This window comes from Vibrio sp. OPT18 (genome assembly GCF_015163615.1).
In the GTDB taxonomy this organism is placed as follows: Bacteria; Pseudomonadota; Gammaproteobacteria; order Enterobacterales; family Vibrionaceae; genus Vibrio; species Vibrio coralliirubri.
Map to the genome: position 1 here is coordinate 1 of NZ_JADDYK010000013.1, position 24,599 is coordinate 24,599.

The window sequence follows — 24,599 nt, forward strand, 5'->3', positions numbered from 1 at the left end:
GGTGCGACGTTTTCTCATTTCAAATCTCCTCATGGTTGGAGACCTGATCTTATTATTCGCTCTAGGTGATTAGAATGCGGGGTTTATGACGCGCTTACCTAAAAACTATTGAACACACCGATGGCTAACAGAAATAGTGCGATGCTGATCGCACCGATATAAGAGATTCTGGTTCGCTCTTTTTCAGTTGGAGTCAATGAGGGGAAGCGTCCTAACGTGAATACTTTGCAGACGACCCAGCCAGCTCCGTAACCAATAAATTCGATCACGAGCGACTGAAACATATATCTGAAGAATGCGCTTAATGCCCTAAAATACGCGACTATCACCTCTTCCATTTTCTGTCCTAACAAATATTAATTTGGAACAGAAAGTGCCACGGGTAGAGATTCATATCAAGTGCCTTATACAGAACTACACACGTAAAGAATAGCTCTTAAAGGTAAGCGCTCACTACTGACATGCAGTGCTTTACTGAGTTTTCTTTCTCGCCGACAGGCGCAACATAGTGAATTGCAGCTTCGGTATGTGCTTGGTCTGCGAGTTTGCTGATAACCCATGCTGCTAGATATTTGGATGACAAGCAGCCGCCTGCTGTAGCAATGTTTCCTTCCGCATAAAACGGTTGATCCAACACGGTCACACCGGATTCAATGACCCATGGCTTCGTTGTTAAATCAGTACAGGCTGGAACTTGATTCAGTAACCCCAATACCGACATCAATAAAGTCCCTGAGCATTGACCTGCAATCAATTGTGTTTGTGGGTTAAGGCTTAACCTTGAGAGTAATTTAGCGTCTTGGGCGATATCGCGGGTCAACATGCCACTACCAAACAACACCGCATCAGCAGTATTCGCGAACTCTAAAGGCTGTTGAGATTTAATTGTGACTCCATTCATTGAAGTCACTGATTCTGTAGGACTAGTAATCTGCACATTCCAGCCAAACTGTTTCATTCGGTTCAAAATACCCGCTGCAATGAAAGAATCTAACTCGTTGAATCCATCAAATGTTAATACTGCAATATCCATATTTATCCTTTCCTATCTCTTGATTCAATACGGTCATAACTACCTATATTTTAAACTCCTGTCACCTTTGCTCCACAAAACCACGATTTAAGCAGCTTATTACCTAAGCGTGTTAGTCTCATTAAGAGCAATAAATGATGCCCTTTCTAGCAATTCATCGTACGTTATGATTTCAATGTTTCGAGAATCTCTTCTAAAAAGCTCGAGCGTTTTACGTTTCATTTTTTTGATTCCAGCAGGCTCAGACACGTCGTCTATTTGATCCCAACTACCAACAATTAGAACAGCTTTAGAGTCATACGCACTTTGATTGATTTCACTATAATCATCGGCATAGAGTTCACGAGTAGTTTCAATTTTCAATATACCACTCGCTTTTTGCTCCAAAATTTGAGAATAAGCCTCCATCAAATCTTTGGAAAGTTTCCAACTTTGTGCTCTGTTTTTTGTTGTTCCAAAAAGCGGGGTCGTAGGTAACTTTAACTCAACAAAAGTAGTGAACCTATGATCACCCATTAGAAAATCTGCAATGACGCCTTCACTTCCTCCAGCATTAGTATCAGATGCATGGAACTCTTTCTGCAGTACTCCTTGAAATCGATAATCCAAACCATATCCAAAGATCCATTGATTAATGGAAAAAAAGTGCTGCCATGCGGTTTCATCTTTTGTTTCTGGTCTTCCAATATCATGTTTATATTGTGGTAAATAGTTGGAGTAGAGAAGCTTTTTGAATATATCAAGCTGTGCTTTACGATAACCAGTATTAACCAAGTCTTGAGTGGTTATCATACCTTGAGATAATAAATCCCTGACAACCTCCCCTCCATCCGATCCAGAGAGCAATGTGGTGATTTTCTGCTTTGTTTCAGCATCAAGGATATCCATGGAATCTTCAGAAAGCCGAATACGACGCTCTGCTACTCCTTGAAGGTCGAGTTCTTGAATGAAATTGAGAAAAGTTTTTAGCTGCTGCATATTGAATTTCGAAAACTCAATAACTTGCTTTTCTTGCCCACTCACTAACTTACACAGCTTTATTCCCTCGATATCATCTTTATCTTTGAGATACACAACTTTCATCATTGTCCGAGGAGCTAACTGAATGTGAAACTCTCTTTCATCAGAAAAAATCACTTGGAAAAACCGACCTTTTTCAAAAGTATGATTATAGAGCGTCTCTAGCTTCGAGTTTCTAATCACATCTTCTTCTGTTGGTTTAAAACTTGATACGTCAAACACCGATTACCCCCTGATACATAGTCAATTTTGAAGTTGCTGAAGCTCTGAGCAAAAAACTAAATTACACCAAAATAGTTAAATAACATCCAATCTCGCGAACTCTAAACCAGATATGCATATAGAGTCACCAACTGAATGATAAATCTGCATTTCTTTTGTCCAAAAACAAAAAGCCCCGGTTATAGGAACCGGGGAAACAGGGTGGGATGAGTTTGGCGCGTGCCCGTAAACCAAACTCTCCCCAAGCCTTACCTAAGACTCATGCTCTTAGGTGAAGGATTCACATCATCATTGAAGCGTAGCGCCTTGCTCTACCCAAGTGCCGATCAGTGCGCGTTCTTCGTCGGTCATTTGAGTCATGTTGCCGAGCGGCATCACCTTGGTTGTTACGGTTTGGGCAACAATCCTTGGGACGTTGGCTTTAATCTCTTCTGGGGTATCAAACATCACACCACCTGGCGCAGCAGCAAAAGCGGCGTGGCTCGGGGTTGATGAGTGACACACAGAACAACGCTCTTGAATGACTTTGTTGATGGTTTCAAAGCTTACACCTGCGCTCGCAGTTTGCATTGCGTGGTCTGCTGGTGCGGCCTGAGAACTAGTCGTTGAAGCGGTGTCGTTTGCAGCAAGCTCTTCTGTCGCCGATTCAGTCGCGCTAACTTGCACTTCTTGAACCACTGGTGCTTGCACAACCGGAGTCATCTGTTTTTTCGCGTAAGGTGAAGTCACAAACGCAAGCGTGATCATACCCAATGCTGCTACTGGTATTGTCCATGCAAACTTCTGGCTACCATGACGGGTGTTGAAGTAGTGACGCACCAAGATACTGAAAATCGCGAGGCCAGCAAGGATCAGCCAGTTGTATTCCGAGCCATAAGTGCTTGGGAAGTGGTTACTGATCATGATGAACAACACTGGCAGTGTCATGTAGTTGTTGTGACGAGAACGCAGTAAGCCTTTCGCTGGCAGTGCCGGATCCGGTTCGCGCTTCTCTTCTATCGCTTTCACCAAGTTGCGCTGTGCAGGCATGATAACGCGGAATACGTTACCCACCATGATGGTACCAATGATCGCACCCACGTGGATGTAAGCACCACGACCACTGAACACTTGAGTTAGGCCATATGTCGCAGCAACGAGCAGCACAAACAGGACAACGCCAAGCAACACGGGGGTTTTGCCTAATGGCGAATCACACAGTAAGTCGTAGATAAACCAACCGGCAACGAATGAACCAATGCCGATCGCGATTGCGGTTGTAGAATCAAGGCCAGAGCCCGGTGCAATCAGGTAAATTTCAGCGTTGAGGTAGTAAACCACACCCAATAGACACACACCGGTGATCCACGTGAAGTAAGCTTCCCATTTGAACCAGTGCAGGTGCTCTGGCATCTCCGGTGGCGCAAGTTTGTACTTCTCTAGGTGATAAATACCACCGCCGTGAATTGCCCATAAGTCGCCTGAAAGGCCCGTTTTTGGGTTTACTCGGTTAAGGTTGTTCTCTAACCAAACAAAGTAAAATGATGCGCCTATCCACGCAACACCAACAATCATGTGAGCCCAGCGTATTGCTAAATTCAACCATTCTGTAATATGCGGATCCATAATAAACTCCTGTATCACAACGCTTTAGCTAAGCGTTGCTCTTCCTTATTGTCGTCCGTTGGCAAGTCGTCCAAATGCAATGCCACGCGATCGCTGTCGAAATAAACTTCGTCACAGTTATGTCCTTCACCGCCTCTATCGACGATCAAGAACTGATCTTGATCGGTGAGGGCGAGAACTGGGTGATGCCACACCCCTTTGTGGTAGTTCACTCCTTGACGACCGTTGCTCAAGAAAGCTCGGCTATTGGCTAATGTTGGATCGTCGCCTTTTGGCGCAACAACAATTAAATAGGGTTGACCAAGTAATGGAATAAATGCCTGAGAGCCAAGTGGATGACGCTCTAACATTTTGATGGTCAGTGGGTAGCTCAACGGTGTGGCTTGGAAGATGCTGATGATGGCTTCTCCGTCTTGGTCTTGCACATCCGTTGTCGCTAGCTTGTGGTAGCGACGTGTTGATCCACTGTTGATCATGAAGAAATCACTATTATCGGACTCGATAACATCGCCAAACTCTGCAAAAGCCTGCTTGGTTAACGGTTCGATGGATAAACGACGTATTCCATTACTCATACTCATTTCCTTACCTATTTCGCTTTCGTACCAAACAGACGCAAACGGCTGATACCACCATCTGGGAATATGTTTGCACGTACGTGGGTAATCGCACCAAGGTCGTTTACCTCAGAAATGAATTCGTGAATCTCGTGCGCTTGCAGCTTTTGTGCTGGCAACAGTTCACGCCAGAATAGGCTTTGTGTTTCTACTTGGTCATCGGTACCACCTTTCACGTAAGCCGCTTGAATTGAGCAGCTGTCAGGGTAGTTACCTTTGAAGTGGGCTGTATCCACTACGATACGTTCGATGTTACCTGGGTGGCCTAGTGCTACGATAACCCAGTCGTTACCTGGTGTACGACGACGCGCTGTTTCCCAGCCATCACCCATGTTTTCACCACGGCCTGGGCCTAAGATGTTGGCTTTGTTGCCGTAGTGCTCGTCGCTACATGCGAGTGCTCGGCCACCGTGTTCTACGGCTGCTAGGTCGACTTGTTGCTGAGAATCAATTGCGTCCCAATCTACACTTGGTCGACCATAAACACGTAAACGTGCGACACCGCCGTCTGGGTAGATGTTCAAACGTAGGTGCGTAAATACTTGGTCACTTTCGATTGCTTCAAGATGATGATGATCACCCCGCAATGCCATTGAAGGCAGAATTTCTTGCCACTCTGTTGCGTCTGTTGGCTCACCTTGTGGTGAATAACACGCGTCAATTGATGCCGAAGGTGGGAAGTTACCTGTGAAGAATGAGGTATCAATATCAACGCCAGCAATGGTGCCAGCTAGGCCAAGGCGAACGACACAGTAGTCGTAACCTTCACCGCGTTTACGTCTGCTTTCCCAACCGTCCATCCACTTGCCGTTATCGTCGTATAAGTCGTCTTTCCACTCTGGCGCTGCGTGGCTGAGAAGACGGCTTTTATCTGCGAAAAAATCGTCGGTTGCGAAGGTAGCTTCTGCGCCGAGTTTTTCGTCTGCAAGGTTTATGTATTGTTCAAATGTTTGGGTCATGTCCGTGTAATCCTATCCAATTAATCAAGTAATAATAAAATGAGAACTCAGTGGCTTATTCGCTTAAAAGCGGGCTCTTAGCGCACTAAGACTGGGCTGAGATAGCTGTTAACTCCGTTAACTTACATATCCCAGAGACGAAACATCGCGATCTTGTTGATCTCTTGAATCGCCGTAGCAAACTCAGTTTCACTATCATTTCCTAATCGCATCTCGAACGACTCAAGAATTTGGTAACGATTGGCTCCCTTCACCGCCATGATAAAAGGGAAATTGAAGCGACTTTTGTAGCTGTTGTTGTAAGAAGTGAATTTTTCAAATTCTTCGGCGTTGCACTGGTCGATGCCCGCCCCCGCTTGTTCTTTGGTCGACGACTCGGTGAGTTCGCCGTTTACTGCCGCTCGACCGGCTAAATCCGGGTGAGCGTTGATCAAAGCCAACTGTTTGCCTTGGTCTGCACTTAACAAGGTCGATGCCATTTTCAGATGAAGATTCTCGATATGGTCGTCTTCGGCATTCAAACCTTGGTCATACACCACTTCTGCAACCCATGGGCTGTGCTCGTAAACATCAGCGAAGTGAGCGACAAAGGTATCGCGGTCCATGGTTGTTGGTTGGCATGATCGAAATTCAGTCACGTTAAGCCTCCTTGCTTCACTGCTACTTCTGTTGTTGATGAACGTTGTTCGGTTGATAAGGGTGGTGCTGGTGCCAGTGGTTGGCAATATCGATTCGACGACATAACCACACGCTGTCGTGTTCTTTGACGTAATCTAAGAAGCGTCTTAATGCAGCAATACGACCGGGGCGACCAATCAGACGACAATGCAACCCAACCGACATCATTTTCGGTGCGGTTTCGCCTTCCATATAAAGGGTGTCAAACGTGTCTTTCAGATATTGGAAGAACTGCTCACCCGAGTTAAAGCCTTGCGCTGTTGAAAAACGCATGTCGTTCACATCGAGTGTGTAAGGGATCACCAATTGCGGATGACCGGTTTCGGTGTGCCAATAAGGCAGGTCATCGTCATAAGCATCGGAGTCGTAAAGAAAGCCGCCTTCTTCTGCTACCAAGCGACGCGTATTCGGCCCAGTTCGACCCGTGTACCAACCTTGGGGGCGTTGACCCGTCACTTGTTGGATGATCTCAATCGCTTTGGTCATGTGGTCGCGCTCTTCAGACTCATCAATGTATTGATAGTCTATCCAGCGATAACCGTGACTACAGATTTCGTGGCCCGCTTCGACCATGGCTTTGGCAACATCTGGGTGACGCTCAATGGCCATCGCGACCGCAAAGACGGTCAGTGGGATTTCATATTCATCGAACAAGCGAAGAACACGCCATACACCCGCACGGCTGCCATACTCATAGATGGATTCCATGCTCATGTGACGTTCGCCTTTGATCGGCTGTGCTGACGGGATCTCTGAAAGAAAAGCTTCAGACTCGTCGTCTCCATGTAACAAACAACGCTCACCGCCCTCTTCATAGTTCAATACAAAAGAAACCGCGACGCGCGCATTACCTGGCCATTGAGGGTTTGGAGGGTTAGCTCCGTAACCGATCAAATTTCTTGAATAATCCTTATTCATCCAAGTACTCCTAACATAAGTGGTTGGCTTAGCCGCTCTTCCACTGGTTCATCAAAATGAATCAGTGAATGGATTTTCCAAAAACCGAGCAACCTTACCCCTGTACATTTATTGTATACAATTATTTATCTCAATGTAAAGATTTTGTTATTCAAGTTAATTTTTCTTATTCAATTCATTAAAAAACAATACTTTAACAATGCAACCCTCGACCCAAAACCAATAACTCACATCTTTAAAGTCAGAAAAAACGACTAAATAGTTAACATTTTTCCAACAATTCACTTTACTAATTGTATACAGTTCGTACATAGTTAGTGATAACAAAGTGACCAGTTGCATTCTTTGCAGGGTCGAATTACACAGATAAACCACGGAACAGAGGAGCGCCAAAAGCGCTATTAAAGGACTATGGGAAGACTAACAACACACGTATTAGACACTACTCACGGCTTACCAGGTGCAGAGATCAAGGTCGAGCTTTATAAGGTCAACGAAAACTCAACAGAAAAGCTGGCGACGGTACTCACTAACTCCGATGGCCGAACCGATGCGCCGATTCTGGCAGGAAATGATTTCCGACCGGGGAAATACCAATTGGTGTTTTACGTCGCCGATTACTACAGAAGCAAAGGCGTGGAGCTGGATGGCGTGCCCTTCCTAGATGATGTGGTTATTCGCTTTGGTCTAGATGATCCAGACGCGCACTACCACGTTCCTCTTCTCGTCTCGCCTTACAGTTTCTCTACCTATCGGGGCAGTTAGTCCCGTGACCTAGAATTTCGAACTAGGCTCAACCGACAAATCATAAACAAATTCACGTGTACACCCCAAAAGGTGTGCACTCACTAAACACGCTCATATAAAAATACTAACAACGTTAATAGTTAGAGAGTTGATGACTAAACAACAGATAACTAAAGAAATAGCGGCTAGGAAAAAACCTTAAAACTTAATATTGAAATCTCGCTGTATTCAATAAATGGATCACAACATAAAAGGACTTGCTGACATGAGTGAGAGTAAAACAGAAATACTCAACCAAGATGCGAACAACGGAATTTTAGAGAAGTTTTTTAAAATCAAGGCCCACGGAAGTAGCGTAAAGAATGAGTTAGTCGGTGGTGTCACCACCTTCGCAACCATGGCTTACATCATCTTCGTTAACCCACAAATCATGGCCGCTTCAGGCATGGATTCAGGTGCGGTATTCGTCGCGACCTGTATTGGTGCTGCGATCGGTTGTTTGTTAATGGGGCTATTTGCGAATTGGCCTGTCGGACTTGCGCCGGGCATGGGCTTGAACGCCTTCTTCTCGTTCACAGTAGTAAGCGAAATGGGCTACAGCTGGGAAGTGGCACTGGGTGCGGTGTTTATCTCCGGTATCTTGTTCGTCGGGATGAGCTTTTACAAAGTCCGCCAATGGATAATTGAAAGTATCCCAGTAAGTCTGCGTTATTCCATGACAGCGGGTGTTGGCTTGTTCTTAGGTCTGATTGGCTTAAAAACAGCCGGTATCGTCGTCGAAAACCCAGCAACTTTGGTATCACTAGGTGACTTCACTAAACCAGAAGCGCTACTGGCTGCTATCGCGTTCCTTATCATCGCGGTTCTCAGTGAGCGTAAAGTCTTTGGTGCGGTGTTAATCGGCATTTTGAGTGTCACTTTGGTCGGTATGATGCTTGGCTTAGTGCATTACAACGGCTTCTTCGCAGCGCCACCAAGCTTAGCGCCTACGTTCCTAAAAATGGACATTATGGGCGCTCTCGATGTTTCAATGATCAGCGTTATCTTAGCTTTCCTTTTTGTAAACATGTTCGATACCGCGGGTACTTTGATGGGCGTGGCCGAGCGTGCAAACCTAACCAACCCTGAAACAGGCAAGATCGAAGGTCTGAGCAAAGCGCTGAAGGCCGACAGTATCTCAAGCGTGGCAGGTGCGTGTGTGGGTTGTCCGCCAGTAACCAGTTACGTAGAAAGTGCAGCGGGCGTTGCAGCAGGCGCACGAACTGGCCTATCTGCGATTGTGGTTGGTGTGTTGTTCTTAGCGGCGATTTTCCTATCTCCACTTGCAGGCATGATCCCAGCTTACGCAACCTCTGGCGCGTTGATTTACGTGGCGTTCGTAATGATGAGCAGCATGCAACACGTTGATTGGAAAGACTTCACCAACGGTGCCCCTGCTGCCATTACCGCGTTAATGATGCCACTGACATTCTCTATCGCGAATGGTATCGCACTGGGTTTCATTACCTACACAGTGCTGAAACTGGCGACAGGTAAAACAAAAGACGTATCAATTTCGATGTACTTCCTAGCGGCTATCTTCATCGCCAAGCTCGTGTTCATCGGCTAATCACCAAACGTACTATCGCTTGGCCTGTTCGCAGGCTGAGCTATCAAGACACATGCTAGAACAACATTTTTAAGAAAAAGCTAATTGTACTAATCAGCGGAACACACAAATATCCGCTCGGTTAGTTCACCTTTTTTATGACCCTACGCAGTTTGTAGAAGTCATTATTTGACCGCCAATCGCCTGTAAACGGAAACGCAGGCAGAGGAATATCAAATGAAACTTCTGTACACCCTAAATGAAAGACCGCCTCATGGGCTAACCCTCCTACTCGCACTGCAACACATGCTCGCCTCGATTGGTGGCATCGTCGCTGTTCCCCTTATTGTCGGCGCTTCTATCGGCCTACCTAACACAGAGATCGTCTCACTGATCAATGCTGCGCTACTGGCGTCAGGTATTGTGACCGTCGCTCAATGTCTCGGTTTTGGCCCTGTTGGCATTCGACTACCCGTGGTGATGGGTTCGAGCTTTGCCTTTTTGGGCGTCGCCATTTCAATCGGCAACGAAGGCGGTGTCGCCGCTATCATGGGCTCAGCGCTTATCGGCTCGTTCGTGGTGATTGGTGCCAGCTTCTATATGGACAAGGTTCGGAAACTGTTCCCAACCGTGGTAAGTGGTGTAGTGGTTACCTTAATCGGCTTAACCATTTTACCGGTTGCCATGAACTGGGTCGGAGACTCCCCTGCCAACACAGAACAATTCGCCACACTACCTAAACTGTTTCTAGCCCTTGTATCGCTGGGCATCGTGGTCGGCGTATCGGTTTACTGTAAAGGCGCGGTTGCCGCTTCGGCCATCGTGATTGGTTTAGCGGGAGGTTATATTGTGGCGCTATCACTCGGCATGGTCGACCTTGAGCAAATCAGCTCTGCCGCTTGGGTTGGCGGACCTGAGCCCTTCAAATATGGCTTTACCTTTTCTGCGAGTGCCATCATCAGCATGAGCTTGGTGTACATCGTGGTTATCGCCGAAGCGACTGGTGACTTCATGGCTCTGGGTAACAACTGTCAAACCCAAGTATCCGGTAAAGATTTAAAACGTGGTCTTCTAGGCGATGGCCTTGGCAGTACCTTATCTTCGATTTTAACGGCAATGCCACTGGCATCGTTCAGTCAAAACGTCGGTATTGTGGGTATCACAGGTGTAGCAAGTCGTTATGTAGTGGCTGCAACCGGTGGTTTGCTAATTTTAGGCGGTTTATTCCCGAAATTAGCCGCTATTGCCGTCACGATTCCGAAACCTGTTCTAGGTGGTGTGGGTTTTGTGATGTTCGGAATGATTGCCTACGCGGGTATCCGCATGTTGATCAAAGCCGCAGACACCAAGCGAAATGCCTTGGTAATCTGTGTTGGTTTGGCATCTGGTTTGGCCGTCACTTTCGAACCAAGATTACTGCAACACTTGCCGCATGACCTTGCGAACTTTCTTCACTCTGGCATCACTACCGGTACTATCATGACGGTGCTATTGAACCTTGTTTTACCAAGGTCTTCACGAGCAGAAGAGCAAGAAGCACTGGCCGAAAGCCAAGCGCAAGTTGAGCTAGAAATGAAAGAGCAAGCAGAAGAAGAACGACACTCAGACGAGCAATTAGAGATTCAGCAAGCAAGTACAGAAGCAGACGTTCAAGCAGCATCAGATGACCCTGAGCCAAAAACGAACTAGCTGGTTCTCGAACTAACTAAGTCTCAAACTAACGTAAAACCGATTTCCGTAGGATCAGGGCTGATTAGAGCATTGAACGTTTTAACGCCCTGATTCGAATTTATCTTTCAACAGCAAATACCAATAAAGACCCTCTTCCCTGAAAAGGCTGAGATGGCTAAGGACTACTATGAATGGAAACCATCTGGATTAAGAATCCTCTCGCAATCTACACTGGCTCACTGGCTGATGCAGAAGGCGGTATTGTCATTAAAGGTAATACAATCATTGAGCTGGTTGGCAAACACAAAGAACCGACCTTACCCGTAGATTACAGCGTCGACGCCTCTCGTCATGTTGTGACTCCTGGGCTTATCAATGCGCACCACCACTTCTATCAAACCCTAACGCGTGCCTACCCCGGCGCACTGAATAAAGAACTCTTCCATTGGCTACAAAGCCTCTATCCAGTTTGGGCCAACCTCGACTCAGAGATGATGAGCCTTGCCACAGAGCTGGCGCTGGTTGAGTTAATGATGTCGGGCTGTACCACAGCGTCAGACCATCATTACTTGCTGCCAAACGGGCTAGAGCACGCCATCGATTTACAAGTCGAGGCCGCAGAGAAACTAGGTGTGAGAGCGATATTTACGCGCGGCTCCATGAGCCTAGGGGAAGATGAAGGTGGGCTACCTCCACGACACACCATTCAAACCGAACAAACCATTATCGATGACAGCCAACGCTTGATCCGCGATTACCACCAGCGTGATGAAGGGGCGATGATTCAAATCGCACTCGCGCCTTGTTCGCCGTTCTCAGTCACCACCGACCTAATGAAAGAGACCGCCAAGATCAGTGAGCGTGAGAACGTGATGATGCACACTCACCTATGCGAAACGCTCGATGAAGAGGACTTCTGTATCGAGAAGTTCGGTCTACGCCCTGTCGATTACCTAGAAGATGTGGGCTGGCTGAATGAACGCACTTGGCTTGCACACGGCATTCACTTCAACCCAGAAGAGATCAAACGATTGGGCAAAGCAGGCATTGGCATCAGCCACTGCCCGACGTCCAACATGATGCTGGCTTCCGGTATTTGTAAGAACAACGACCTTGAAGCCGCTGGCGTTAAAGTCGGGCTAGGTGTTGATGGTTCGGCCTCAAACGACGGTTCCAATATGATTGCCGAAGTGCGCATGGCGATGTATCTACAACGCCTGCAATATGGCTCGGCCAACGTTTCACACTTCGACGCACTGCGTTGGGCAACATCAGGCTCTGCAGCAGCAATGGGCAGAACGGATATCGGCACGCTAGAGGTTGGCAAACAAGCCGACATCGCGATGTTCAAGCTCGATGATATTCGCTTCTCTGGTAGCCACGACCCACTGGCTGCATTACTACTTTGTGGCGCTCAACAAGCCGATAAAGTGATGGTAGCCGGAAAATGGCGAGTGAATGATGGTGCTGTGATTGGCGTAGACATGGAGCAACTGATGCACCGCCACCACGCTGCGGCGATGAAGCTTGGTAAATTGGCGATGAATAATTAGATACACTCGATCTGAATTAAAGAAATCAAAAGGTCGACGTGATGTCGGCCTTTCTTGTTTATTCATTCTATTCGATTTTAGAATCCGATTTATGTCCTAATCCATCAAGCTCTTAGACTTAATCGCTTTCTTAGAAAGCTCTTTCGCGAACTCAGTGATGTCTGCTTCGAACTCATCGACGCTTTGGCGGATGTCATCCAGTTGAACGGTCTGCATCACTCGGTTTTCCATTACGACTTGGCCGTTAACAATCGTGGTGTCGATGTTGCTTGGGTTCGCCTGGTAAACCAGTGTCGCGTATGGGTCGTAACTCGGCATCATGTTCGCTGATTGTGTCTCTACAATCACGATATCTGCTTTCTTACCCACTTCAAGAGAACCTATTTGGTCTTCCATATGGAGGGCTTTTGCGCCGCCTAATGTCGCCATCTCAATGACTTGTTCAGGGATCATGATGGTGCGGTCTGAATGCTTTAAGCGTTGCATGTTTGCTGCGTAGCTTAATGTGCGCATGATATCGACTTGGTTAGAGCTCATTGGGCCGTCGGTTCCTAAGCCAATGCGCATGTCAGCACGGTACATATCCCATGCAGGTGCGATTCCCGTCGCGCCTTTAGCGTTCGCCATTGGATTGTATGAGATACCCGCGTCAGCTTGCTTGAGAAGCTTTTGGTCGTTCTCTGAAAGGTGGATACCGTGAGCAATCACTACGCGCTCGTCTAGCACACCAATTTCATCCATGTATTCAACTGGCGATGTCGCTTTGGTTTCGTCTTTGATGCGCTTTTCTTCATTCGGGAATTCAGCAACATGAATTAACACAGGCACATCGTATTGAGCAGATAGCTTGTTGATTTCTTGCAGCTTATCTTTGCTGACTGTGTACACCGCATGTGGCGCATAAGCAGGCGTGATTAGCTCATCGTTTTTGTATTGTTCGATAAAGCCTTTGGCGTATTCAATGCCGCCGTAAGGTTCTTTGGCATCGACCACCGGGAATTTAATCACGGTTTCGCCGAGCACGGCGCGCAAGCCAACTTCTTTGGTCGCCTTGGCCATTTCGTCCATGTGGTAATACATGTCGGCATAAGTAGTTACACCGCTTTGAGCCAATTCAATAGAGCCAAGCTTAGTCGCGTTGTAAATCAGTTCACGACTCAGTTTTTCTGCTTCTAGAGGAAAGAAGTAAGCGAACAAGCGGTTCGAAATACCCTCTTCGCCTAAGCCTCGAAACGCAATCATCGGTAAATGGTTGTGCGCGTTCACCATACCCGGCATAACGACTCCATCTTGAGCATCAATCACCTTTTCGGCGCGATATTGAGTGATCAAATCCTCGTTACCGACTGCGATAATCTGGTCGTCTTTCACCACTACGACACCGTCTTCAATCACATCCATTTCTGAATTGATCGTTAGAACCTGTCCGTTGGTGATGATCAGATCGGCGTTGTATGTTTGCGTCGCGACCGTCGAGCCGCAACCTGCAAGCAGAACTGCGCTGATGGTGCATGCCAAGCTTTTAAGCGTCATTACTAAACCTATATGTTGTGCGTGTAATATTGTTAGCAGGTTAGTCTTTTCCTTTAAAAAAAGAGCACCGCTAAATTTTTGCGACACTATAACCTTACCTTTAAATAAAATGGCATACCTAATCGAGCCAAATTCAAGATAAATGAGTTATTGCACAACAAGTCACAAAATCGTGCTTCACGAACCTTTGTGATTAGCCTTGAGCTCCACTTGTGAACTGCTCTTCGCTCGTTCAGCCGAACCTTTAGAAAAGAACAACGCATACATGGCTGGAATCACCAACAGTACAACAGGCAACGAGAACAGCAGACCATAGCCCAGCGTAAGCGACATTGGCCCCATAAACACGTCCGTTCCGCCTAACCCATAGGCCAGAGGAAGTAAGCCAGTAACCGTGGTCAGTGATGTCATCACAATCGGGCGAAGGCGGCTGACCGCGGCTTGAGTCACCGCATCTATTGCCTCTAAACCTTCGGTTCTTAGCTCATTGATTCGGTTAATTAGCACTAGTGAGTTGTTGACCACCACGCCTGTCATGCCGAGAACACCAATCAAACCAAACAAAGACATCGGCTGCATGTGAACCACGAGTGCCATCAAAGACGCCATAATCGCAAACGGGATAACCGCCATAATCAGCAGCGGTTGTAACAATGAGTTAAACATCACCGCCAACACGAAATAGATCGCCACCATTGCGGCGGGGAACACCACCATAAAACCACTCATGGTTTCGTTGGTGCTTTCCGCTTCGCCGCCAACGCTGATGGTCACGTTCGATGGGTATTGACCGTTTAGCTCTGTGACTAGCTCATCGGATAACGCGACTGGGCTAATGCTCTCGTCAGATAAAGCTGCTGATACCGTCACTTCACGCTCACCGTTGTAATGCTTAATCAGACGCGGAATTTCTATCTTTTCAACCGTTGCTAATCGACTCAGTGGTACTTGCTGCCCATCTGCAGTGTAGATTTTTGTCGTTTTCAGTTTCTCGATATCGCGAAATTGCTCATCCAATACCACACGGATATCGACCTCTTGATCGCCAAGCCAAGTGGATGTCACGCTGTTACCATCAAAGCCGACTCGCAGTGCATTCGATAAGTCACTCACCGTTAAGTTGTATTTCGCCAGCCAGTGATATTGAGGAACAATATTCAACTGAGGATCTTTCAGTGCCTCACTATGATTGACGCTTGTCACTCCTTGGTAATCTTCTAGCCAAGCCATCACCAAATCCACGGTTTGATTGCGTTCGATCTCGGTTCCGCCAAGTACTCGAACCTCGACAGGCTCACCGGGAGGCGGACCACCAGCATCAATTGAGAACTTAATAAACATACCTTCAGACACCACTTTCAACTCTTCATTAAGTGCCGCGATAATCTGTTCTGCTGAACGGCTGCGCTGGTCAAAGTTCGTTAAATTAATGACGCCTTGCGACACTGGTGATGAGTAAACCAATTCATAGCTAACCAGTTCCGTTTCCGGCAGGGATTCGATCGCTTGCTCTATCGACTGATGAGCTGCTCGCACCTTGCTTAGCGGCGTGCCTGCCTTCACTTCGGTGTACACCTCAATGTATTTGCCCGATTCTGTTGGGAAGATATCTACTTTCAACGAAGACACCAAAAAGCCAGAAACGGCGAAGCCAACCAACGCCAATCCAATCACTGACTTCTTATAGTTCAGGGCGAAATTGAGCAGCGAACGGTAGTGGTTCGCTATCCATTCAAATCGAGCCTTTTCTTGAGATTTTTGGTTGCTCTCTTTTGCAGAAGCCAAGTGTGCAGGCAGTGTGAGCGTACATTCAATGAATGAGAACACGAGCGCTGCGATTACGGTAATCGGAATCACGGCAACCGCCTTGCCCATAGTGCCCGGAATAAACATCATCGGGATAAACACCAAAGCCGTGGTTACTAGGCTCGCCATCAATGGCTTGATCACCTTTAACGTCCCCGACACCGCAGCATCGACACCTTTTTTACCCGCTTCTTTTTCTTGAAAAATACTTTCCGCGATGATCACCGAGTCATCAACGATAATGCCGATCACCAACAACAGTGCAGCCAATGTGATGCTGTCTAAATTCAGCCCCATAATCGGTAAAACCATCATCACACCGAACACACAAAACGGGATAGAGACCGACACCCAAAAGGCGACGCGTCGTTGCAGAATCATGCTCAAGATCAGCAAAACCAACACCAGACCGATTGCACCATTGGTGGCCACGATAGAGAACTTCTAGCTCATGTCTTTACCAAGGTCAAGGCTGGTCTGGAAGATGAATTGATCGCCAATGCGTTCGCTTTCTTTGTCCAACAACGCTTTGATACTTTCGATGGTAGCAGTCACATCGGCGCTGACACTGTTTGTGATTGAGAACATCACCGCCGGTTTCCCGCTCAAAACAGGATCTTCAGTTGCGCGCGCAAAGGTATCAATCACCGTTGCCACATCAGACACACGCACGACCTGACCAGAATCCAGCGCCTTGATTACGATGTCAGAAACATCACTCGTAGACGCGACTTTGGTCATGGTGACGATCTTCTGCTCTTGGCTCCATGACTCTACAAAACCACCCGATTGCGATAGGTTGTGTTGCTCTATTGCAGTGCTGACATCATTGAAGGCAACTTGGTAACGACGTGCTTTCTCAGGATCAACCTCAACCCAAAACTCTCGGTCGTTAAACCCAGAAAGCTTGATAGCACCAACGCCACCAAGGTTGTTGATTCTCTTTTCTAGCTGATACGCGTAGTGCTGCAATGAAGCGGGATCGGTGTTGCTGTCTGATAAACTCACGCCAAAATGGTACACATCCAAAGAAGAGGTTTTCTGCTGAGTCACAACCGGTGGAGCATCTATATCTTTCGGTAGGTTTCCGACTCGATCGACCGCCTGCTGAATATCTCGCAAGATCACCGCTGCGTCTTCACCGGGTAGATATTCGACCTCGATAAAAGAGCGCCTTTCTGATGATTCAGACGAAAAATAGGCAATGCCATCCACTGAACGAAGTTCTTTCTCTATCGGGTTGGTGATGTTGAGTTCAATGTCTTGAGCCGTTGCACCGGGATAGATGGTTTCGATTTCCGCCGTGTCCATCGCAACATCGGGATACTCTTGTAAATTGAGCTGTATTAACGACATAGCACCCGTCAGCAACACCATTACCGTAATAATTCGAGCTAAAAATTGACGATTCGCGAAGTATGCTAAAAAGTTCATCTCTACTGCCCTTTACCTTGGTTCGAGTCCGATGTTGCTTTAGCTGTTGTGATATTTTTCACTGCAAGCTCTGTCGAGGCGTACACCGACATACCCGGCTTAAATTGATGCCCTTGGTTGGTGATCTCAACCAAGACTGGGTAGGTCAAATTTTGCATCTCGACACCAATACGCTGCACGTTCGCTTCCATCTTGAGTTCTGGGTTGGTTTCAGACCACACCACCACTTTCTGACCTACAGTGAAATGCTTTAAGTCATACTCACTCGCCATGAATGACAAGGTGACTTTATCGATATTGACCACCTCATAGAGCAAATCACCTTCACTCACCCAAGCGCCTGATTGTGCTGGTTTGTTAGAGATATAACCCGAGATAAGAGACTCAATTTGCGTATTTTCGAGATCGACTTGAGATTGTTGATAGTCAATTTGAGCAACAGAAACAGCCGCTTTAGCACTGAGAAACTCGGCACGTGCTGTATCTAGCTCTCCTATTGAAAGGCTGTTCTTTTTGATGAGTGCTTGATAGCGGTTATAGGTTGCTTTCCGTAATGCAAGATCCGCTTCTGCAAGCGCAAGATTTGCCTTCGCTTTGTTAACACTAAACTCAAAATCATCGGCTTTAATTTGAGCAAGTAGTTGCTGTTGGTTTACAGCATCTCCCACTTCAAGGTTATTCATCTCAACAACGCCAGGCACCTCAGCCACAATACTGTGTTTGTTCAACCCTTGAACATGGCCGATCAGCTCTGTTGCTTGAGCTGTTGATATTTGAGTTGTAAAAACTCCGAGAAGTGCTGCAAGCGCGATGATTTTAGTTTTCATAATTCGACCCTCACCTATTGATGCGATCTATTATTGAACTGGCTTTGTCGAATTAAAGTCAAAGTCGATGCTAGATTTATAAAGAATTTGATGAAATTTCATTTTTTTGATCAACGCTATCCATTAGAGATAAGTTCGACATGATTTTAGGTTGGCTACATTTTGGGTAGGGGCAGGTCTTTGGATCGGATAGAGGCTTGAACGCAGTCGTATTTTGGTTGTTGAAGACAATATCGAACGACAAGGCATTATTGCCGATTTCTAAAGGTCACTCTTCCATAAAGCAACGCATAAAAATAAGGACATCGAGTGATGTCCTTATTTTTATGAAATTGAGTTCGACTAGCTAACTAAGCTTTTCCTTTCACACCACAGCCTTTAATCACCAGTTGAGTGATAAACTCAGCGGCATCGGCATAGTCTTTATCATCGAGTTGTTCTTTCTGCATTACGCTACAAATCTGCCAGCCAAAATCGGCGTAAGTTTGTGTGGCTGCCCAGATGGTAAACATCAGGTGATGAGCGGGAACATCGTCCATTAGACCTTGCGCCGACCATGTCGAGAACTTATCAAGAATCATCTGGGATTGCTTATACAGCTCGTCACCAATCTCTTTTGGTAGCACTTTCGCGCCAGACATCACTTCATTGGCAAATACCTTAGAGGCGTGCGGATGATCGCGAGAAATGATCAGCTTGGTTTGAATATATTGAGACAAGGCTTCAACAGGATCGCTGAGCTCTTCAATCGGACGAGACGCTTCAAGTAATGGCTGAGTGACGGTTTCAAGCACAGCGTTGTAGAGCTTATCTTTAGAGCTGAAATAATAGAATACATTAGGCTTGGGAATGTCGGCCGCTTTTGCGATGTCAGCCATTTTTGTTGCAGCATAACCATGAGTGGCGAATTGTTCACACGCGACTTCGATGATTAAATCTTGATTCTTTTGTCTGATCCTAGACATATTGCATCCTTTACAGCTCGTTACTGAAATCATAGTAATCAACGTGCTTCATTAGTCCAGAAGATAATTTCAGAACTCAAGGTCACCGCATTGATAACAATAAAATGGCCGCTCTATTTGTTAAGAAGCGACCATTCCATACTGTGTTTTTGAACTGTTCAAATTAAAGAATCAATATCGCACGGAAGTCATTCACATTGGTCAGCGTAGGCCCCGTGGTAAGAAGCACATCGACTTGTTCGAAGAAATCGTAACTGTTATTCGCATCGAGGTATTCTTGCGCTTTAAGAGACAGGCTCGAACCTTGTTGCCATGTTTGAGGTGTGATCCACGCACCCGCATTGTCTTCCACGCCATCAATCCCGTCGGTATCGGCAGCCAATGCAAATATGTTGTCTTGGCCTTTGAGCTCGTTATACAAGCTCAACAGAAATTCACAGTTACGCCCACCGCGACCATTGCCTCTAACGGTTACCGTGGTTTCGCCACCAGAAAGTATCACGCAAGGCGTCTCAAACGGGTGCTTATGATTGGCCACTTGCTTAGCCAGCGCTGCGTGAACTTTCGCGACATCTCGCGCCTCTCCCTCTATACAATCACTCAACACATAAGCCGGAATGCCTAAGCCTTCAGCCTCTGCCGCAGCGGATTCCAATGCTGACATCGGGGTGGCGATAATATGGTGCTCGGCGTTTTTCCAGCACTCATCATCCGGCTTTACCGTTTCTGACTCTGGGTTGTTCAACCATTCGAATGCCGAAGGTGGTGTTTCTATTCGATAGCGTTCCAGTATTGCCATCGCATCAAAACGGGTGGTGGTGTCTGGCACGGTCGGGCCCGATGCAATCACACTGATATCATCGCCCGGCACATCTGAAATCGCCAAAGAGACCACTCTTGCCGGGTAAGCAGCTTTCGCTAATCGCCCACCTTTAATCGAAGATAAATGCTTACGAACGCAGTTCATCTCATCAATAGCGGCGCCCGATTTAAGCAACGCTTTATTGATTTGTTGCTTCTCTGCCAAGCTGATGTCGCCACCGGGCAAGCTTAGTAAAGCAGAGCCACCGCCAGACAGTAGGCAAATCACTGTGTCGTCAGCACTCAAGCCACTCACCAATTGCAACATACGTTGGCTTACTTCTAAACCCATCGCGTCTGGCACGGGGTGCGCTGCTTCAATCACCTCAATATGTTCGCAAGGGGCGGTGTGCTCATAACGAGTCACCACCAAGCCTTCAAGGTCACGCAGTGCAAGGTCTTGTTGTTTCTTTGCCTGCCAAACCGCTTCAAGCTCTGCTGCCATTGACGCGGCCGCTTTTCCTGCTCCTATCACCACAGTACGCCCAGCTTGGTTAGCAAAGCGATAAAAAATGTCTTGAGGAAGAAAAGGTTCGATGTGATTTTTAGGTAGCGCCTGATTAACAGCACTTGAGAAAAGGGTTTGCAGAAATTGCTTAGCATCAATGTCCATCAGCCACTCCTTAGTTGACGGAGAAAAAAAGAACCCCGATACAAGGCCAAAGGGTGCCTGCTAAGATCAAGTTGGAAAGGAACAACTTCAACCTCTGCCTTGTATCAGGAACGCGTATAAAAGGAGACGAAACTACGCGATTTATAAACAAACTGTTGGGCTACGAATCGATAGCAGCCCCAATTAATTAACGGATAATCGGTTGATTGATTAACCACTAAACGGATAAACCGTTAACTAGATTAACGAATCGAGTGGTCAGAGCGTTTCTCTATCGCTTGGATAAGCGCAGAGTGATCCCAACCTTCACCGCCCATTTCGGCACACTCGCCAAACAACGCCTGAGCATTCGCCGTATTCGGCAGTGCAACACCTAATTCTTGTGCGCCCGTTAGTGCTAAGTTCAGATCTTTCTGGTGAAGTGAGATTCTAAAGCCAGGGTCGAATGTGCCTTCAACCATGCGCTCGCCGTGCACTTCCAATATCTTAGAGTTAGCAAAGCCGCCCAATAGAGCCTGACGTACGCGTGCTGGATCGGCACCGGCTTTTGAAGCAAAGACTAACGCTTCAGACACGGCTTCGATATTCAGAGCAACGATGATTTGGTTAGCCACTTTGCACGTTTGACCTGCACCGTTATCACCCACCAGCGTGATGTTCTTACCCATGATTTCAAATAGCGGACGGGCTTTATCAAAGGCGTCTTGCTCACCGCCGACCATGATAGTCAGCGCTGCATTGATAGCGCCTACTTCGCCACCTGATACCGGAGCATCAAGGTATGAAGCACCGCCTTCGTTGATTCGCGCTGCAATGGCTTTGGTCGCGATTGGCGAGATAGAACTCATATCGATAACCAGTTTTCCAACAGCGCCACCTGCGGTGAGGCCTTGCTCGACGCCATTGTCACCAAACAGGACGTCTTCCACTTGAGGCGTATTCGGCACCATTAGGATAATGACATCCGCCGCCTCTGCCGCTTCTGCGGGTGAATGGCAGACCGTTGCGCCTGCTGCCACAAGATCGGCAGGTGCTACATTAAAGTGATCCGACAGAATCAAATCGTGACCTGCTTTTTGAAGGTTACTCGCCATAGGTTTCCCCATGATGCCAGTTCCGATAAATGCAATTTTAGACATGTTGTTCTCCTTAACGTTTGAGGGTTACCAGACGCAATTAACGGTACTGGTGTAGCCAACCAAGGCCTTCTGTCGTTGTTGTTTTCGGCTTGTATTCGCAGCCAACCCACCCTTGATAGCCAAGTTCATCAAGATAATTGAGCACGAATGGGTAATTGATTTCTCCCGTCCCCGGTTCGTGTCGACCTGGATTATCCGCCAGTTGCACGTGTGCGATTTGGCCAATGTTTTGCTGCATGGTCGGCGTAAGATCGCCTTCCATAATTTGCATGTGATAAATATCGTATTGGATAGAAAGGTTATCGCTCCCTACCTCTTTGATGATCGCTTTGGCTTGCTCAGTCGTGTTCAAGAAGAAGCCCGGAATATCGCGAGTATTGATTGCTTCTATCACTAAGCTGATGCCTTCTGCTGCTAGCGCGTTCGCCGCGTAATGCAGGTTAATCACAAACGCCGATTGCGCATCTTGTTGGGTGACACCTTGCGGAACAATCCCGGCCAAGCAATTCACTTGAGTACAACCGAGCGCTTTTGCGTAAGCGATGGCTTTAGGTACACCCGCTTGAAACTCTTCTACTCGTGCTGGGTCTACAGCGATACCACGGTCGCCAGCATCCCAATCACCCGCAGGCAAGTTAAATAGCACTTGCTCTAGGTTATTAGCGTCGAGCTTTACTTTGATTGCCTGAGCATCAAAATCGTAAGGAAAAAGGTATTCCACACCTTGAAAGCCCGCTTCTGCGGCGGCTTCAAAGCGCTCCATAAAATCAACTTCCGTGAATAACATTGACAAGTTTGCTGCAAATTTTGCCATGACTCTGTCCTTATTCTTTATTTTTTAAAATCTGGTTATTTGTAGTAAAGCCTCGCTCTATTGGAGGCTTTTCCGTAGAGCTAAGCCTCAGCTCTACGGATACACATGACTTAATGATTACTTGTACGCCAGCGCCGTTGGGGCATCACCACGGCTTTCGGCAAGCGGTTCAAATTCGTTAATAGCATTGATCTCAACGCCCATCGCAATGTTGGTTACTCGCTCAAGAATCAGCTCAACAACAACCGGTACTTTATGCTTGTTCATCAGCTCTTTGGCTTGCTCAAACGCTGCCGCAATTTGCTCTGGTTCACGAACTCGAATTGCCTTACAACCTAAACCTTCAACAACCGCAACATGGTCAACACCGTAGCCTTCAAGCTCAGGCGCATTCTGGTTATCAAACGCCAGTTGTACACAATAGTCGATATCAAATTGGCGCTGAGCTTGGCGAATCAAGCCTAGGTATGAGTTGTTCACCAACACATGAATGTATGGCAAGTTGAATTGCGCACCTACCGCCAGCTCTTCGATCATGAATTGGAAATCGTAGTCACCAGAGATAGCGACAATATCGCGATCAGGATCGGCAGCTCGTACGCCCAATGCGGCGGGTGTTGTCCAACCTAGCGGGCCAGCCTGACCACAGTTGATCCAGTTACGAGGCTTATAAACATGCAGGAACTGAGCGGCGGCGATTTGCGATAAACCAATGGTGCTCACATAACAAGTATCACGACCAAATGCCTTGTTCATCTCTTCATAAACACGCATCGGTTTCATTGGTGCTTCGTCGAAATTGGTTTTACGCAGCATGGTCGATTTACGTTCCTGACACTCACTTGCCCAAGCATTTCGGTTCGGCAACTTGCCTGCATCACGCCACTCTTGCGCCACTTCGATCATTAGCTCTAGTGCTGCTTTCGCATCAGAAACAATGCCTAAATCTGGACAAAACACGCGGCCGATTTGGGTTGGTTCAATGTCCACATGTACAAACTTTCGGCCTTCGGTGTAAACATCCACAGAGCCGGTATGACGATTTGCCCAGCGGTTACCGACACCAAACACAAAGTCAGAGTTGAGCATGGTTTCGTTACCGTAACGATGGGACGTTTGTAGCCCCACCATGCCCGCCATTAAGTCATGATCATCCGGGATCGATCCCCAACCCATTAAGGTTGGAATCACAGGAACACCGGTGATCTCGGCAAACTGTTGCAACAATTCAGACGCGCCAGCATTAATCACGCCACCGCCCGATACAATCAGCGGTTTTTCAGATTGAGACATCATGGTTAATGCTTTCTCAACCTGCGCGCGAGTTGCTTGTGGTTTGTAAGGTTCTAGCGGTTCATAGGTATCGATATCAAACTCAATCTCAGCCAGCTGAACATCAATCGGTAGATCAATCAGGATTGGTCCCGGGCGACCCGAACGCATCAAATGAAAGGCTTTTTGAAATGCGCGTGGCACTTGTGCAGGTTCCAGTACCGTGGTTGCCCACTTGGTCACTGGCTTGGCGATAGATTCAATGTCGACCGCTTGGAAATCTTCTTTGTGAAGACGAGCACGGGGCGCTTGGCCTGTGATGCACAGAATTGGGATCGAATCTGCAGACGCCGAATAAAGCCCCGTGATCATGTCCGTTCCCGCAGGACCAGAGGTACCAATACACACACCTATATTGCCTTGATTAGTACGCGTGTACCCTTCAGCCATATGGGATGCACCTTCTACGTGACGAGCTAAGACGTGGTCGATTCCTCCGAGCTTTTTCATAGCCGCATACATAGGGTTTATTGCTGCGCCGGGAACACCAAATGCGATGTCTACACCTTCACGTTTAAGCACCTCTACCGCTGCTTCAATCGCTTTCATAATTGCCATTCGAACCTCCAGTTCAGATTGTATACAATTAAACTAACTTTTGTGTACTATGAACCATCCTCGCCATTTATCAACCCCAAAATGAAACAATTTAGTTACATACCGC

At 47.1% G+C, this 24,599-nt stretch carries 19 protein-coding genes and 1 pseudogene; 4 read left to right on the forward strand and 16 right to left on the reverse strand.

What is annotated here, in order from left to right; translation table 11 throughout:
- Window positions 1-98 precede the first annotated feature (98 nt).
- The 8 genes from IQQ51_RS00910 to puuE form a co-directional block, all read right to left on the reverse strand.
- A complete protein-coding gene (locus tag IQQ51_RS00910; protein ID WP_081229020.1) occupies window positions 99-338 on the reverse strand; it encodes a hypothetical protein in 240 nt (79 codons plus the stop codon).
- Between the two features lie 98 nt (window positions 339-436).
- Window positions 437-1,033 (reverse strand): DJ-1/PfpI family protein, encoded by a 597-nt coding sequence (locus IQQ51_RS00915; protein WP_193840127.1) that lies wholly within the window; start codon window positions 1,031-1,033, stop codon window positions 437-439.
- Window positions 1,034-1,132: 99 nt separating this feature from the next.
- On the reverse strand, window positions 1,133-2,275 hold the full coding sequence (locus IQQ51_RS27850; RefSeq protein WP_081229022.1) for a Shedu immune nuclease family protein: 1,143 nt from the start codon (window positions 2,273-2,275) through the stop codon (window positions 1,133-1,135).
- 288 nt (window positions 2,276-2,563) lie between these two features.
- Entirely contained in the window at window positions 2,564-3,880 is a 1,317-nt protein-coding gene (locus IQQ51_RS00925) for a urate hydroxylase PuuD (RefSeq protein ID WP_061037654.1), read from the reverse strand.
- A gap of 14 nt (window positions 3,881-3,894) precedes the next feature.
- Entirely contained in the window at window positions 3,895-4,455 is a 561-nt protein-coding gene (locus IQQ51_RS00930) for an ureidoglycolate lyase (protein ID WP_004732859.1), read from the reverse strand.
- Window positions 4,456-4,469: 14 nt separating this feature from the next.
- Window positions 4,470-5,456: an allantoicase gene (gene alc, locus IQQ51_RS00935; RefSeq protein WP_193840128.1), complete on the reverse strand. Its 987-nt coding sequence runs from the start codon at window positions 5,454-5,456 to the stop codon at window positions 4,470-4,472.
- A gap of 122 nt (window positions 5,457-5,578) precedes the next feature.
- Window positions 5,579-6,094, reverse strand: a complete 516-nt coding sequence (gene uraD, locus IQQ51_RS00940; protein ID WP_017067791.1) for a 2-oxo-4-hydroxy-4-carboxy-5-ureidoimidazoline decarboxylase — start codon at window positions 6,092-6,094, stop codon at window positions 5,579-5,581.
- 22 nt (window positions 6,095-6,116) lie between these two features.
- Window positions 6,117-7,052: an allantoinase PuuE gene (gene puuE / locus IQQ51_RS00945; protein ID WP_048611817.1), complete on the reverse strand. Its 936-nt coding sequence runs from the start codon at window positions 7,050-7,052 to the stop codon at window positions 6,117-6,119.
- Window positions 7,053-7,463: 411 nt separating this feature from the next.
- On the opposite strand from puuE, the gene uraH reads away from it, so the two are divergent.
- The 4 genes from uraH to IQQ51_RS00965 all read left to right on the forward strand — a co-directional run bounded on the left by uraH (window position 7,464) and on the right by IQQ51_RS00965 (window position 12,611).
- Complete coding sequence (gene uraH, locus IQQ51_RS00950; RefSeq protein ID WP_193840129.1) at window positions 7,464-7,817, forward strand: hydroxyisourate hydrolase; 354 nt, start codon at window positions 7,464-7,466, stop codon at window positions 7,815-7,817.
- A gap of 247 nt (window positions 7,818-8,064) precedes the next feature.
- Window positions 8,065-9,408 carry an NCS2 family permease gene (locus IQQ51_RS00955; RefSeq protein WP_048611821.1) on the forward strand — a complete coding sequence of 448 codons (1,344 nt, stop codon included), beginning with the start codon at window positions 8,065-8,067 and terminating at the stop codon, window positions 9,406-9,408.
- Window positions 9,409-9,624: 216 nt separating this feature from the next.
- Window positions 9,625-11,076 (forward strand): nucleobase:cation symporter-2 family protein, encoded by a 1,452-nt coding sequence (locus tag IQQ51_RS00960; RefSeq protein ID WP_193840130.1) that lies wholly within the window; start codon window positions 9,625-9,627, stop codon window positions 11,074-11,076.
- 173 nt (window positions 11,077-11,249) lie between these two features.
- Complete coding sequence (locus tag IQQ51_RS00965) at window positions 11,250-12,611, forward strand: 8-oxoguanine deaminase (RefSeq protein ID WP_050653189.1); 1,362 nt, start codon at window positions 11,250-11,252, stop codon at window positions 12,609-12,611.
- Window positions 12,612-12,707: 96 nt separating this feature from the next.
- On the opposite strand, the gene IQQ51_RS00970 is transcribed toward IQQ51_RS00965, so the two are convergent.
- From IQQ51_RS00970 to gcl, 8 genes and pseudogenes are all read right to left on the reverse strand, one after another.
- Complete coding sequence (locus tag IQQ51_RS00970; protein WP_193840131.1) at window positions 12,708-14,144, reverse strand: amidohydrolase; 1,437 nt, start codon at window positions 14,142-14,144, stop codon at window positions 12,708-12,710.
- Window positions 14,145-14,321: 177 nt separating this feature from the next.
- Window positions 14,322-17,384, reverse strand: a pseudogene (locus IQQ51_RS00975) (efflux RND transporter permease subunit).
- Window positions 17,385-17,386: 2 nt separating this feature from the next.
- Window positions 17,387-18,211 (reverse strand): efflux RND transporter periplasmic adaptor subunit, encoded by an 825-nt coding sequence (locus IQQ51_RS00980; protein WP_193840132.1) that lies wholly within the window; start codon window positions 18,209-18,211, stop codon window positions 17,387-17,389.
- A gap of 350 nt (window positions 18,212-18,561) precedes the next feature.
- Entirely contained in the window at window positions 18,562-19,176 is a 615-nt protein-coding gene (locus IQQ51_RS00985; protein WP_048611847.1) for a TetR/AcrR family transcriptional regulator, read from the reverse strand.
- A gap of 163 nt (window positions 19,177-19,339) precedes the next feature.
- Entirely contained in the window at window positions 19,340-20,650 is a 1,311-nt protein-coding gene (locus tag IQQ51_RS00990) for a glycerate kinase type-2 family protein (RefSeq protein WP_193840133.1), read from the reverse strand.
- A gap of 242 nt (window positions 20,651-20,892) precedes the next feature.
- On the reverse strand, window positions 20,893-21,789 hold the full coding sequence (locus IQQ51_RS00995; protein WP_193840134.1) for a 2-hydroxy-3-oxopropionate reductase: 897 nt from the start codon (window positions 21,787-21,789) through the stop codon (window positions 20,893-20,895).
- Window positions 21,790-21,826: 37 nt separating this feature from the next.
- Window positions 21,827-22,603, reverse strand: a complete 777-nt coding sequence (hyi, locus tag IQQ51_RS01000; protein ID WP_193840135.1) for a hydroxypyruvate isomerase — start codon at window positions 22,601-22,603, stop codon at window positions 21,827-21,829.
- Between the two features lie 117 nt (window positions 22,604-22,720).
- Window positions 22,721-24,493, reverse strand: coding sequence for a glyoxylate carboligase (gcl, locus tag IQQ51_RS01005; RefSeq protein ID WP_193840136.1), 1,773 nt, complete (start codon window positions 24,491-24,493; stop codon window positions 22,721-22,723).
- Window positions 24,494-24,599 lie beyond the last annotated feature (106 nt).